The organism is Actinomyces sp. AC-20-1 (genome assembly GCF_023369555.1).
GTDB lineage: Bacteria > Actinomycetota > Actinomycetes > Actinomycetales > Actinomycetaceae > Actinomyces.
In genome coordinates this window covers 40882-54319 of record NZ_JACJVC010000010.1, presented here as the reverse complement: position 1 = coordinate 54319, position 13438 = coordinate 40882, and the positions used below count along the sequence as shown (strand labels likewise).

10 protein-coding genes and 1 tRNA gene are annotated in these 13438 nt (G+C 72.1%); 8 read left to right on the top strand and 3 right to left on the bottom strand.

Translation table 11 applies throughout. The annotated features are described in order from the left end of the window. Window positions 1-76: 76 nt before the first annotated feature. Entirely contained in the window at window positions 77-568 is a 492-nt protein-coding gene (locus H6X67_RS07330; RefSeq protein WP_249367279.1) for a peptide deformylase, read from the bottom strand. 58 nt (window positions 569-626) lie between these two features. Here H6X67_RS07330 and H6X67_RS07325 point away from each other — a divergent pair, with 58 nt between their 5' ends. Together H6X67_RS07325 and H6X67_RS07320 are read left to right on the top strand one after the other, a co-directional pair. Further along, window positions 627-1280, top strand: a complete 654-nt coding sequence (locus H6X67_RS07325; RefSeq protein WP_249367278.1) for a hypothetical protein — start codon at window positions 627-629, stop codon at window positions 1278-1280. A gap of 61 nt (window positions 1281-1341) precedes the next feature. Next, window positions 1342-1416: transfer RNA gene (locus H6X67_RS07320), tRNA-Asn, on the top strand. Between the two features lie 106 nt (window positions 1417-1522). Here H6X67_RS07320 and dnaG read toward each other — a convergent pair. Together dnaG and H6X67_RS07310 are read right to left on the bottom strand one after the other, a co-directional pair. Continuing rightward, complete coding sequence (dnaG, locus tag H6X67_RS07315; RefSeq protein WP_249367277.1) at window positions 1523-3520, bottom strand: DNA primase; 1998 nt, start codon at window positions 3518-3520, stop codon at window positions 1523-1525. 63 nt (window positions 3521-3583) lie between these two features. After that, entirely contained in the window at window positions 3584-4897 is a 1314-nt protein-coding gene (locus H6X67_RS07310) for a deoxyguanosinetriphosphate triphosphohydrolase (RefSeq protein ID WP_249367276.1), read from the bottom strand. 140 nt (window positions 4898-5037) lie between these two features. Between H6X67_RS07310 and H6X67_RS07305 the strand changes: the two genes are divergently transcribed. The 6 genes from H6X67_RS07305 (at window position 5038) to H6X67_RS07280 (ending at window position 13402) form a co-directional block, all read left to right on the top strand. Beyond that, a complete protein-coding gene (locus tag H6X67_RS07305; protein WP_249367275.1) occupies window positions 5038-6261 on the top strand; it encodes an alpha-amylase family protein in 1224 nt (407 codons plus the stop codon). Window positions 6262-6396: 135 nt separating this feature from the next. After that, window positions 6397-7683, top strand: a complete 1287-nt coding sequence (locus H6X67_RS07300; RefSeq protein WP_249367274.1) for a sugar ABC transporter substrate-binding protein — start codon at window positions 6397-6399, stop codon at window positions 7681-7683. Window positions 7684-7855: 172 nt separating this feature from the next. After that, window positions 7856-9439 carry an ABC transporter permease subunit gene (locus H6X67_RS07295; protein ID WP_249367273.1) on the top strand — a complete coding sequence of 528 codons (1584 nt, stop codon included), beginning with the start codon at window positions 7856-7858 and terminating at the stop codon, window positions 9437-9439. A 21-nt stretch (window positions 9440-9460) separates the two neighbouring features. Then, on the top strand, window positions 9461-10375 hold the full coding sequence (locus H6X67_RS07290) for a sugar ABC transporter permease (protein ID WP_249367272.1): 915 nt from the start codon (window positions 9461-9463) through the stop codon (window positions 10373-10375). Window positions 10376-10380: 5 nt separating this feature from the next. Further along, window positions 10381-12411: a glycoside hydrolase family 13 protein gene (locus tag H6X67_RS07285; RefSeq protein ID WP_249367271.1), complete on the top strand. Its 2031-nt coding sequence runs from the start codon at window positions 10381-10383 to the stop codon at window positions 12409-12411. After that, entirely contained in the window at window positions 12386-13402 is a 1017-nt protein-coding gene (locus tag H6X67_RS07280) for a LacI family DNA-binding transcriptional regulator (RefSeq protein WP_249367270.1), read from the top strand. Before H6X67_RS07285 ends, H6X67_RS07280 begins: the two co-directional genes overlap by 26 nt. Window positions 13403-13438 lie beyond the last annotated feature (36 nt).

Genomic DNA, 13438 nt, shown 5'->3' with positions numbered 1-13438 from the left:
GCGCCGGTCCACCCGGCGCGCCCGCCCACGCGCCCGCCAGCCGACGGGCTTCGAGCAGCGACTCGTCCGCAGCCCCTCAGAGCCCCTTGGCCCGCAGGTCCCTCATCGCCTTGGCGCGGGTGCGGCGGTCCAGGCGGTCGAGGTAGAGGTGCCCGTCCAGGTGGTCGCACTCGTGCTGGATGCAGCGGCCCATGAGCTCCTCCCCCTCGACGACGACCTCCTTGCCGTCCAGGTCCATGCCGACGGCGCGCGCGTACCAGGCCCGCTTGGTGGGGTACCACAGGTCCGGCACGGACAGGCAGCCCTCATCGCCGTCCTGGTACTCGTCGAAGTCGAGCTCCTGGATCCGGGGGTTGAGGATGTAGCCGATCTCGCCGTCGATGTTCCAGGAGAAGGCGCGCAGGCCGACGCCGATCTGGTTGGCGGCCAGGCCCGCACGACCCTCGGCGTCGACGTTCTCGAGCAGGTCCTCGACGAGCTGCTTGACGGAGTCGTCGATGTCGGTGATCCAGTCGCACTCCGTGCGCAGGACGGGGTCGCCGATGATGCGGATGTCGCGATGTGCCATGGGGACATCCTCGCACGTGCGCGCTGGGCACGCGGCGGGGCGCCGGTAGCCTGCGCGTATGCCGCTGCCCCGCCTGCCCCGTCTGCGCCCCTCCCGCAGGGCCCGCGCCACCGCCGTCCCACCGCAGGCCCTCCTGCGCGACCTCGGCCGGGGCACGCGTGTGCTGGGGGCGGTGCCCGTCGGCTCGGAGGGGGCCTGCTGGCTCGTGTCCACCCCGGCCGCGCTGCTGGCGCTCAGCACTGCGGGCGACGCGATGGCGCTGCCGCTGCCCGAGCGCCTGAGCTGGGACCGCCTGACCCGGGCGTCCTGGGACGCCGAGGAGCGCGTGCTCACGCTCCGGCTGCTCGGCGAGAGCGCCGAGAGGCGGGTGCACGTGCCGCCGGTGCTGCGCTACGAGGTGGGCGCGGACGCGCGGGGGCCCCTCGAGGAGGTTCGCGAGGTGGACGAGGCACCCTTCCTGCGCTGCCTGCGCGAGCGGGTGGAGGCCATGATCGTCCACCACGTCTCGACCACCCTGCCCAGCGGGGTGCGGTTGACCGCCTCGGTGCGCCGGGCGGAGGACGGCGGGCTGTACACCGTCCTGGAGCCCGGGGCGCGCTCCGAGGGCGTGGCGGGCTTCCCGGATGAGGTCCAGGCGCTCCTGCGCCGGGTCCACGACGGTGTGGGGCTGCCCACACGCACCGATTCTCCCGGGATTCCGCCGATCCCCTGAATGAGGCCGATTCGACGCCCTCGGGCGCGGTTGCTAGAGTTCTACCCGCGCCCAGCGCGATTCCCGCGTAGCTCAATGGCAGAGCACTCGACTGTTAATCGAACGGTTGCTGGTTCGAGTCCAGCCGCGGGAGCCACCCGGAGGCCCGGTCCTGAGGACCGGGCCTCCGTCGTCCCCGGGCGTCCCCGGCACCGGCTGCCGGCTCCGGCCCGCAGGCACCGTCCGCCCCCTGGGCGGCGGGCTCAGACCGGCTGGCTCAGCTGGATGCGCCGGTTCTCCAGGCCGATGATCTCCTCGAAGACCTCCCGGTAGCCCTCGTCCTCGGGCGACATGCGCCGCTGGCGCCCCCTCAGCTCGGTCAGGCGCCGGTTGACGCCCATACGGGCCAGGGAGGTGATGACCTCGCGCGCGTAGCGCTCGACGGAGGCCTCGTCCACCACGCCGTTGGCGTCACGGCGCAGCGCCAGGGGCAGCTCGACGACGGCCAGCGCGGTCAGGGCGTTGTCCACCTCGGGGGCCGCCCCCAGCCGCACCTGCTCGACCCAGCGGCCGACGGCCGTGCGCTCGACGGCCTCGCGGCCGGCCCCGCCCGCGGTCAGCGACTGGACCTCCTGCTCGGCGCGGTCGACGCCCCCGGCGGCCTCAAGGGCCTCGAAGGCCGCGCGGTGGACCGGGTCGACGAAGGCCGCGGGCTCGATGGCGTCTGCGCCGGCGCGCGAGGCGACCAGCGGCATCTGGACCATGACGGCCAGGACCTGCCGCTCGAGGGCCGTGACCCTGTCCTGGGCGGGCGAGAGGGCGGGGCGCGCCCCACCGCCGGGCAGGGCCTCGTCCTGGGGCGCGAGGTCGCCGCCGCCGCGCCGCTCGGCGGCCTGGACGGCGCCCAGGACCTCCCGCTCGGGCAGGGCGAGCCAGCCGGCGAGCCTGCGCGTGTACTCGCGGCGCAGCGCCCGGTCGCGGATGCCGGCGACCACCGGGGCCGCGGTGCGCAGGCCCCGCACGCGCCCCTCGGCCGTGTCGAGGTCGAAGGAGGCCAGCGAGGTGCGGATGACGAACTCGAAGAGGGGCTTGCGGCGCTCGAGCAGGCGCGGGATGCCGTCGGCCCCCTCCTGCAGGCGCAGGTCGCAGGGGTCCAGGCCGTTGGGGTCGACGGCGACGAAGGTCTGGGCGGCGAAGTGCTGGTCCTCGCCGTAGGCGCGCAGGGCGGCCTTGCGCCCGGCGGCGTCGCCGTCGAAGGTGAAGACGACCTCCCCGCCGCGCACCCGGTTGCCCATGAGGACCCCGGCGGAGGGGTCGGCGGCGTCGCCCAGCAGTCGCCTCACGATGCGCACGTGGTCCTCGCCGAAGGCGGTGCCGCAGGTGGCGACGGCGCACTCGACTCCGGACAGGTGGGCGGCCATGACGTCGGTGTAGCCCTCGACGACGACGACGCGCCGGTCCCGGGCGATGCTCCTCTTGGCCAGGTCGAGGCCGTAGAGGACCTGGCCCTTGTGGTAGATGGCGGTCTCGGGGGTGTTGAGGTACTTGGGCACGCTCGGGTCCTCATCGGACAGGCGCCGGCCGCCGAAGCCGACGGTGGCGCCGGTGACGTCGCGGATGGGCCACATGACGCGGTCGCGGAAGCGGTCGTAGACGCGGCCGCCGCCGGCACCCCCCTGGCCGCACAGGCCGGAGTCGACGAGCTCCTTCTCGGTGAAGCCCTTGGAGCGCAGGTGCTGGGCGAGGTTGTCCCAGCCGGCCGGGGCGTAGCCGACCCCGAAGTGCGCCAGGGCGGCGGCGTCGAAGCCGCGCCCGAACAGGAACCTGCCGGCGCCGGCGGCCGCGGGGTTGGTGGGGCTGAGCTGGGCGCGGAACCACTCCTCGGCGACGCGGTTGGCCTCGAGCAGGCGCTGGCGGGTGCCGGGCTCGACGCCGCGGCGCACCTGGCCGCCGCCGTCCTCGTAGCGCAGCTGGACGCCGACGCGCCCGGCCAGGTACTCGACGGCCTCGGTGAAGCCGAGGTGGTTGACCTTCTGGACGAAGGCGATGACGTCGCCGCCCTCGCCGCAGCCGAAGCAGTGCCACAGTCCCAGCTGCGGGCGGACGTTGAAGGAGGGGGTGCGCTCGTCGTGGAAGGGGCACAGCCCCTTCATGGAGCCGACGCCGCCGCTCTTGAGGGTGACGTGCTCTCCGACGACGTCCTCGATCCTGGCGCGCTCGCGCACGGCCTCGATGTCCTCGCGCTTGATGAGTCCCGCCATGGCCTCATCCTAGACGGGCGGGCGCGGGCGACGACGTCGGGCCCCGGGGGCTGTGGACAGCGCTCAGACCTCGGAGAGCATCCCGCACAGGCGGGCGTGCCACTGGCGCGCGGAGGTGTCGGTGAGGGAGGCGAGCTGGTCGACGACGGCGCGCAGGCGCCCGGCCTCGTCACCGGCCTCGCGCCAGGCGTGGGCGAAGACGGGCTCGAGGTGGCGGTCGCCCGACTCGGTGAGGACGTCGGCGAGGTCGAAGAGCTCGGTGCGCTGGCGCAGGTAGACGGGCTCGTGCTCGCGCGGCGCCATGACGTAGCGCACGGCCGCGCCCTTGAGCACCAGGATCTCGTCGGCCGTGTCCTCGGGGATGACGAGGTCCGCCTCGTAGCGCGACAGGGGCCCGTCGCCGAAGACCTCACGTGTGGCGGCGGCGACGGCGGACACGAAGCGGCCGATGAGCTGGCTCGTGAGGTTCTTCAGGCCCGCCGCGTCCCGGGGCGAGCCGGTGTAGCCGTGGATCCAGAAGCCGGCGCCGGTCAGGCGCTGCCAGGCCGCGCCGAGGCGGTCGGCGCTGGTGCCCGGCCCGTACCAGTCCCGGGTGGCGTCGACGATGGCCTGGGCCTCGGCGTCGGCCGTGACGGCGGCGGGGTCCATGCGCCCCAGGGCGATGGCGTCCTCGACGTCGTGGACGGAGTAGCCGACGTCGTCGGACAGGTCCATCACCTGCGCCTCGAGGCAGCGGCGGTGGACGGGGGCGCCCTGGCGCATCCAGGTGAAGACGGCCAGGTCGTCGTCGTAGCAGCCGTACTTGCGCGCGCTCCTGCCCTCGGGCCCGCCGGGGCCCTCGCCCCTGGCCCACGGGTACTTCGCGATGGCGTCCAGGCTCGCCCGGGTGAGGTTGAGGCCGACGCTACGGCCGGCGGCGTCGAGGCTCTTGGGCTCGAGGCGGGTGACCAGCCGCATGGTCTGGGCGTTGCCCTCGAAGCCGCCGATGGAGGCGGCGACGACGTCCAGGGCCTTCTCCCCGTTGTGCCCGTAGGGCGGGTGGCCCAGGTCGTGGGCGAGGCAGGCGGTGTCGACGACGTCGGGGTCGCAGCCCAGCGCCTGGCCGATCGAGCGGCCCACCTGGGCCACCTCGAGGGAGTGGGTCAGGCGGGTGCGCACGAAGTCGTCGCTGGAGGGGCCCAGCACCTGGGTCTTGGCGCCCAGGCGGCGCAGGCCCGAGGAGTGCAGCACGCGGGCGCGGTCGCGCTCGAAGGGGGTGCGCTGCGGGTTCTTGGCGGGCTCGGGGACGTAGCGCTCGACGTCGTGGCCCCGGTAGCCGATGAGGTCGCCGGTGTCCTCGCTGCTGGCGGCAGCACCTGCGTGCTCGGGTCTTGACATGGGCCAAGCCTACGCAGGGGCACGCTACTATGACCGCAGGGTTCCCCGGGGCCGTCAGGCACCCGGTCCCGTCGGTGTCCGGGCTGGCGGCTAGGGGACCCGGCTGCGGGCTACGGCCCGGAGAGAAGGGAGCGGCTCGCGTGACGACCACGACGACTCTCGTGCACCGAGTGCAGAACAGTCCGCTGGAGTGGTGGCGCAAGGCCCTCGTGTACGAGATCGCCTCCTCCGAGCTCGGTGCCGAGGACCTGGCGCAGATGCACGGCGTGCTCGACCACGTGCGCTCCCTCGGCCTCAACACCGTCCTCATGCGCCCTGGCCTGGTCGACGTGCCCGCCGAGTCAGCGGCGGTCGCGGCCCTGGCCGAGGCGGCGCACGAGCGCGGGCTGCGCCTGCTGCTGCGCATCTCGGGGGCGCTGGGGCCGGTGACGGGCCCGCACGCGGGCGAGGACCGGCGCATCGTCGTCGGTCGTGAGCGTGAGGGCGACGGCCTGCTCGAGCGTGCGGAGGCTTTCCTCGCGGCGGGGGCGGACGGGATCGACCTGGGCACCATCATCCCCCCGGAGGTCACCGAGGCCACGGACCTGGCCCAGCTGACCGAGTACCTCAACCTCCTGCACGGCCTACTGGCCTCCTACGCGGAGGACGGGGTGCTGGGGGCGGACGTCTCCGCGGACTACCCCGAGACGTGGCGGCGCCACTTCCAGGAGGACTGGCTGCACCACCTGCGCGACGACGCTCTCATGCTCGTGCGCTGGGACGCCGGCTCGATGACGCGCCACCTCACCCGCTCACTGGCCGAGCACGACCGTTACGGCGCCCCTCCCGTGTGGCGCTGCCTGCCCAGCCACGTCCTTGACGCCACCACGGACCCCGGGGACGGCCGGCGCTGGTTCACCCAGCCGGAGGTGCGCGAGCAGCGGGCCCTGGCCCTCCAGGCGCTCATGCTGGCGCTGCCGGGCTCGGTGTACCTGCGTCAGGGCGACGAGGTCTCGCTGCCGGACGTGCTCAGGCCCTCCTCGCCCCGGGAGGTCCAGGACCTCGTCAACGAGCACGCGGCCGAGCAGGGGGCCCTGTTCGGCTCGCCGTTGGCGACGGTGCGTCACGCGACGTGGCTTCGCGAGGAGCGCCGCCTGGCCTCGGCCCCCCTCGCCTTCGTCACGGGCCTGGACTGGTGCGCCCGGGAGGTCCTCACGCTGCTCGTGCGTGACGTGCTCGTGCTGGTCAACACGACGGCGGAGCCGGTGTCCCTGCCGGAGCACGCCGAGGTGCTGCTGTCCTCCCAGCTGCTCGGCCAGGCGGACGGCAGGGTCGTGGTGCCGCCGACGACGACGGTGTGGCTGCACGCGGCGACCGTCGCCTGATCCGGGGCGAGCCAAGCGTGTGACAGCCGCCACTCTTGGCTGTAGGCTGTCCACACGCTTGCAAGGCTTGCACGGGGACGTTACATTGTTTTCACTGCAGGGCCTTCCCCTACTCTGATTCGAAGGAGAATCACGGTGTCTCTTAACCGCAGGTCTTTCCTGTCCCTCACGGCCATCGCCGCCACCCTCACCGCCGCAGCCGCCTGCTCCGGCGGCTCCGACAGCCCCACCCCCTCCGGAGGGGCCGACTCCGCCGAGGCCGCCCCCTCCGACGACGCCCTCGTGCGCGACCCCAACGCCGACCTGGTCATCTGGGCCGACGAGAAGAAGGCGAACTCCCTGAGGGAGGCCGCCACCAAGTGGGGCGAGGCGCAGGGCATCACCGTGGCCGTGCAGACCGTGGCCAACGAGATCCAGTCGACCTTCGTCACGGCCAACCAGGCCGGCAACGGCCCCGACGTCGTGCTGGGCGCCCACGACTGGATCGGCAACCTCGTCCAGAACAGCTCCATCTCCCCGGTCACGCTGTCCGAGGCGGCCAAGTCCAACATCGCCGAGGTCGGCCTCAACGCCGTCACCTACGACGGCCAGACCTACGCGGTCCCCTACGCCGTCGAGACCCTGGCCCTGTTCGTCAACAAGGCCCTGACCTCCGTGACCGCCCCCACCACGATCGAGGAGCTCGTGGCCGCCGGTCAGGCCGCGGGCACCGACGCGGTCCTGTCGCTGCCCGTCGGCGAGGCCGGCGACGCCTACCACATGCAGCCCCTCTACACCTCCGGTGGCGGCTACCTGTTCGGCAAGAACGCCGACGGCTCCCTCAACCCGCAGGACCTGGGTGTCGGCGGCGAGGGCTCCCTGGCGGCCGCCGCCAAGATCGGCGAGCTCGGCGCCGCGGGCGTCCTGAGGACCTCCATCACCGGCGACAACGCGATCTCGCTGTTCACCGAGGGCAAGGCCCCGTACCTGGTGTCCGGCCCCTGGGCCCTGGCCGACGTCGTCAACGCCGGCATCGACTACGCGGTCACCCAGATCCCCGGCTTCGAGGGGATGAACGAGGCCCGCCCCTTCGCCGGCGTCAACGCCTTCTACGTCGCCTCCAAGGGCAAGAACGCCGCCTTCGCCCAGACCTTCGTCACCGATGTCGTCAAGGACACCACCATCACCCGCGCGATGTTCGACCTCAACCAGCTCCCGCCGGTCCAGAAGGACCTGGCCGAGGAGCTCAAGGCCGAGTACCCGGACATGGTCACCTTCGCCACCCTGGCCAGTGACAACGCCGACCCGATGCCCTCCATCCCCGAGATGTCGGAGATCTGGTCCCCGCTGGGCAAGGCGCAGGCCAACATCATCGGCGGCTCCGACCCCGCGAGCACCATGACGAGCGCCGGCGAGGAGATCAAGTCGGCCATCGCGGGCTGAGTCCCGCACCGTCGGGGGCCGGCGCAGACACGCGCCGGCCCCCGACGCCCCCTTCACCCCAACCGAGCCGTACCAGTGGTCCGGTCTCTCCCCCGTGCCCGTGAGCGGGCACCCCTCCCTGCCCATCGATGCCGCTGCGTGCCCGCGCCGACGGCACGGAAAGGAACAGACAATGTCGTCCGCCCTCACCAACGCGAGCGGCCCGAAGGAGAGGACCTCGACGATTCGGTCGCTGCTCGGTCGTGTCCTCCTCCTCGGGGCCGCCCTCTCCGTGGCGATCTACCTCGTCCCCCTGCTCATCCAGTTCCAGATGTGGATGTGGCTCACGGTCGTCGTCCTGGCCACCCTGGCGATCTTCGCCCTGTACTCCACCAAGCGCTTCGTCCCCGCCAAGTACGTCTTCCCGGGCACGTTCTTCCTGGCCGTCTTCCTCATCATCCCGATCGTGCTCACGGTGCAGACCGCCTTCACGAACTTCGGTGACGGCTTCCGGGGGACCAAGGAGGAGGCGATCACCGCGATCACCAACAACTCGGTCCAGCAGACGGCCGACTCCCCCATCTACAACCTCACCGTGGCCACCACCGGCAGCGCCGACGAGGGCCCCTACTCACTCTTCCTGGTCGACCCGGACACCAACGAGGTCCTCTTCGGGGCCGACGGCGAGACCGTGCGCCAGGCCAAGGCCGGTGACGTCACCGTCACGGACGGCTTCGTCACCGAGGCCGAGGGCTACAGCGTCCTGACCCCCCAGGAGATCAACGACAACTACGAGGCGATCAGCGCCCTGACCCTGTCCGTCTCCGAGGACTCGGCCATCAAGGTCCAGGGCGTGCGCAACGCCTTCGAGGGCACCAAGACGATGGTCTACGACGAGGCCACCGACACCATCACCGACATGCTCTCGGGAAGCACCTACAGCGTCCAGAAGGTCGGCAAGTCCGAGTACTTCGTGGACGCCAACGGCAACCGGCTCGCCCAGTCCTGGCTGCAGAACGTCGGCCTGGCCAACTTCAGGGACCTGTTCACCAACACCTCCCTCATCAAGCAGCTCGGCGGCGCCTTCGTGTGGACCCTGGTCTTCGCCGGCGGCTCGATGCTCCTGACCTTCCTCGTCGGCTACTTCCTGGCCCTGACCCTCAACGACGACCGCGTGCGCGGCAAGAAGCTCTACCGCTCCTTCCTCCTGCTGCCCTACGCGGTGCCCGGCTTCATCTCCCTGCTCATCTGGTCGAACTTCTACAACAAGGACTTCGGCCTCATCAACGACGCCCTGCACCTGAGCATCAACTGGCTGGGCGACCCGACCTGGGCGAAGGTGGCCGTGCTGCTGACCAACACCTGGATGGGCTTCCCCTACATGTTCATCGTGTGCACCGGCGCCCTGCAGTCGATCTCCGGGGACCTGAAGGAGGCCGCCAGGATCGACGGCGCCAACGGCTGGCAGACCACCACGCGGATCACCACCCCCCTGCTGCTGGTCTCCGTCGCCCCGCTGCTGGTGAGCACCTTCGCCTTCAACTTCAACAACTTCAACGCCATCCAGCTGCTCACGCGCGGTGGCCCCTTCGGCGAGGGCGAGTACATCCGCGGCGGCACGGACATCCTCATCTCCGTGGTCTACCGCATCGCCTTCGGCGGTGCCGGCGCCGACTACGGCTTCGCCTCTGCGGTCTCCGTCATCCTGTTCGTCATCACCGGCGTGCTCGCCGCCATCCAGTTCCGGGCGACCCGCGCGCTCGAGGACGTCAACTGAGGCCCGGAAGGAAGTACGACCATGACCACTCAGAACACGACATCGGCCTCATCCAAGGCAGACAAGCCCCAGCAGAACCACATGTCCTTCGGACGGTGGTTCGCCGAGGTCGGATGGCGCCACCTGGTGGGCGTCCTCGCCCTGGCCTTCGCCGCCTTCCCGGTGCTGTACGTCATCAGCGCCTCGCTCAACCCCGTGGGCACCGTCGCCTCGACGAGCCTCATCCCCACGCAGGTGTCCTTCGTGCACTACGAGACGCTGCTGTCCGGCGGCAAGGGCCCCTTCGTCCGCTGGTACGCCAACACCCTCGTGGTGTGCGCCGTCGTGGCCGCCGTGCAGATCTTCCTGTCGGTGCTGGCCGCCTACGCCTTCAGCCGCTTCCGCTTCAAGGGCCGTCGCGGCGGCCTGCTGGCCCTGCTGCTCATCATGATGTTCCCGGCGACACTGTCGATGATCGCCATCTACAACATGATCTCCGACATCGGCACGATCATCCCGGGCATCGGCCTCAACACCCTCACCGGCTACTGCCTGGCCCTCATGGGCGGGGCGCTGGGCCAGGTGTGGCTCATCAAGGGGACCTTCGACACCATCCCGAAGTCCCTGGACGAGGCGGCCATCCTCGACGGCTGCACCCACTGGCAGGTCTTCTCCAAGATCCTGCTGCCCTCACTCAAGCCGATCCTGGCCACCACCTTCCTGCTGGCCTTCGTCGGCATCATCTCCGAGTTCCTCCTGGGCTCGATCTTCCTGACCGACGACTCCAAGAAGACCCTCGCCGTGGGTCTGTACGGCATGCTCTCGGGCGACCGCTCCAACAACCTGGGCCTGTTCGCCGCCGGCGCCGTCATGACGATGATCCCGGTCATCGCCCTGTTCCAGTACCTGCAGAAGTACATTGTCGGCGGCGCCACCGCCGGCGCTGTCAAGGGCTGAGCCCCGTGGCCAGCAGGCTCGGCCAGGCACGTCCCGGCGCCGCCCCTTCGGGGGTGGTGGCCGGGTCCTGCCTGGCCGAGCCGCACCACGACACCGGACCCTCCTACCTGGTGGGCCACCGCGAGCCCGGTGCCGTGCTCACCGCCCGCCTGTGGGTGCCGGCCGGGCTGGACCCCGAGCAGGTGGTGCTGCGCCAGGTCGTCGACGGCGAGCCCGCCATCACCCTCATGGAGCGGGTCGCCGACGATGGTGCCGGCACCTGGTGGCACGGTCCGGTCCGCCTGGTCAACCCGCTCAACCGCTACCGCTTCCTGCTGCTGGAGCCGGGGGCCGCCGAGCCCTACCTGTGGGTCACGGCCGCGGGCACGGTCGACCACGACCCCGCCGACGCCACCGACTTCGCCGTCCTGTCGCAGGACACCGGCCCCGACTGGGTGCTCGACGCCGTCGTGTACCAGGTCTTCCCCGACCGCTTCGCCCGGCACACCGACCCTCGCTCACGCCGGGCCCCTGCCTGGGCGGAGCCCCGCGGCTGGCTCGACGAGCCGCCCGTCGCCGGCGACGCGACCGGCACCGCCTGGTACGGCGGGGACCTGGACGGGGTGGTCGACCACCTCGACTACCTCCAGGGGCTCGGCGTCGACACCGTCTACCTCACCCCCGTCTTCCAGGCCCGCTCCGTGCACCGCTACGACTCGGTGAGCTTCGCGCACGTCGACCCGCTGCTGGGCGGCGACGAGGCCCTGGAGCGCCTGTCCCGCGCCCTTCACACGCGCGGCATGCGCCTGCTGCTGGACCTGACCACCAACCACACCGGTGACGCCCACGAGTGGTTCCGCAGCGCCGTCGCCGACCCCCACGCCCCCGAGGCCTCCTTCTACTCCTTCCGTCACCACCCCGACGACTACGCCGCCTGGCTGGACGTGCCCAGCCTGCCCAAGCTCGACCACCGCTCCGGGCTGCTGCGCGACCGGCTCCTGCGCGGCCCGGGCTCCGTGACCGCGCACTGGCTCACCGAGCCCTTCAACGCCGACGGCTGGCGCACCGACGTGGCCAACATGACCGGCCGCCACGGCCCGGTCGACCTCAACCACCAGGTGGCGGCCGACATGCGCGCCACCATGGCCGAGGTCGAGGCGGACACAGGGCGCCCGCTGTGGCTCGTCGCCGAGCACGGGCACGACGCCAGCCGCGACCTGGAGGGCACCGGCTGGCACGGCACCATGAGCTACGTCGGCTTCACCCGCCCCCTGTGGTCCTGGCTGTCCGACCCCGACCCCGCCGACGCCCTCACCTGGCTCGGCATCCCCACCGCGATCCCCCACCGGCCCGGCAACGCGGTGGTCCGCGGGGTGCGCTCCTACCACGCGCACATGCCCGCCACCTCGGTGGCCCGCTCCATGAACCTGCTGTCCTCCCACGACACCCCGCGCGTGCGCACCGTCGTCGGCTCCCGCGACGCCCACCTGGTGGCGGCCACGGCCCTGTTCACCGCCCCGGGCGTGCCCACCGTCTTCGCCGGGGACGAGCTAGGCGCCACCGGGCGCACCGGTGAGCACTCGCGCACCACCATCCCGTGGTCGCCGGCGCCCACGGGCAGCCACCACCCCACCGAGCTGGCCGACCACGGCTCATGGGGCCCGGTGGACCGCGTCGTCCTCGAGCGCTACCGGCAGCTGTCGGCCCTGCGCCGGTCGCTGCCGGCCCTGCGACGGGGCGGGCTGCGCTGGGTCCACGCCGGCGACGACGTCGTCGCCTGGGTGCGCACCCACCCGGCCGGTGACGTCCTCGTCGTCCTGGCCCGCTGCGCCACCGCGCCCCTGCGGCTGCCCCTGGCAGCGCTGCACGCCCGCGGCACGGGCGCGGCGACGGCCTTCGACGGGGTCGCTATCGTCTACGGTGAGAGTGGAGCGCTCGACCTGTCCGTCCGGGGCCCCGGCTCCGCGGTCGTCGTGCTCGAGCCGGCCGTGCCAGCGCGCCCGGCCCCACCCACCGAGAACGGAGACTCACGTGCCTCAGCGCATCACCCTGACTGACATCGCCGAGCAGGCCGGTGTCTCGACGGCGACCGTCTCCCGGGTCCTCAACGGCAAGGCCAACGTCGCCGACGTCACCCGCAGGCAGGTGCTCGTGGCCCTCGACCTTCTCGGCTATGAGCGTCCCGAGACCCTTCACCAGGCCTCCCGCGGCCTGGTCGGCCTCGTCGTGCCGGAGCTGAGCAACCCGATCTTCCCCATGTACGCCCAGGAGATCGAGCAGCTGCTCGCCGCCAGCGGGCACATCCCCCTGCTGTGCACGCAGACGCCGGGCGGCACCAGTGAGGACGAGTACATCGAGATGCTGGTGGACCGTGGCGTGGCCGGGATCGTCTTCGTGTCCGGGCGGCACTCCGACACCACCGGTGACGTCACCCGCTACCAGCGGCTGCGTGAGCGCGGCGTGCCCCTGGTGACGATCAACGGCAACGCCCCGACCATCAAGGCGCCGGGCTTCACCACCGACGACCGCGTGTCCTCGCGCATCGCCGTGGAGCACCTCGTGAGCCTGGGGCACCGGCGCATCGGGCTGGCGACGGGCCCCACCCGCATGGTGCCCGCCCAGCGCAAGCGCGCCGGCTACCAGGACGCCATGCGCGCCCACCTGCCCGAGGAGCCGCTGCGGGTCGTCGAGCGCCTCTACACCTACGAGGGCGGGGCGAGCGCGGTCCGGGCGCTGCTGGAGCAGGGGTGCACGGCCGTGGTCTGCGGCTCGGACCTCATGGCACTGGGGGCCATCCAGGGGGCGCGCGCCGCGGGCCTTGAGGTTCCGCAGGACCTGTCGGTCATCGGCTACGACGACTCCCCGCTCATCCCCATGACGGACCCGCCGCTGACCACCGTGCGCCAGCCGGTGACGGCCATCAGCCGGGCGGCGGTCACCAGCCTGCTCAACGCCATCGCAGGCGAGGAGGTGCCGGACGCGGAGATGCTCTTCCTCCCCGACCTCATCGTGCGCGGCTCGGCCGCGCCCGCCCCGGCCGGGCGCTGAGGCTCCTCGGGACCCTGCGGACCCTGGTCTCAGGGG

Coding starts and splice junctions, on each gene's coding strand:
- H6X67_RS07295 (WP_249367273.1), top strand. CDS start 7,856: ATGTCGTCCGCCCTCACCAACGCGAGCGGCCCGAAGGAGAGGACCTCG.
- dnaG (WP_249367277.1), bottom strand. CDS start 3,520: ATGGCGGGACTCATCAAGCGCGAGGACATCGAGGCCGTGCGCGAGCGC.
- H6X67_RS07325 (WP_249367278.1), top strand. CDS start 627: ATGCCGCTGCCCCGCCTGCCCCGTCTGCGCCCCTCCCGCAGGGCCCGC.
- H6X67_RS07330 (WP_249367279.1), bottom strand. CDS start 568: ATGGCACATCGCGACATCCGCATCATCGGCGACCCCGTCCTGCGCACG.
- H6X67_RS07310 (WP_249367276.1), bottom strand. CDS start 4,897: ATGTCAAGACCCGAGCACGCAGGTGCTGCCGCCAGCAGCGAGGACACC.
- H6X67_RS07290 (WP_249367272.1), top strand. CDS start 9,461: ATGACCACTCAGAACACGACATCGGCCTCATCCAAGGCAGACAAGCCC.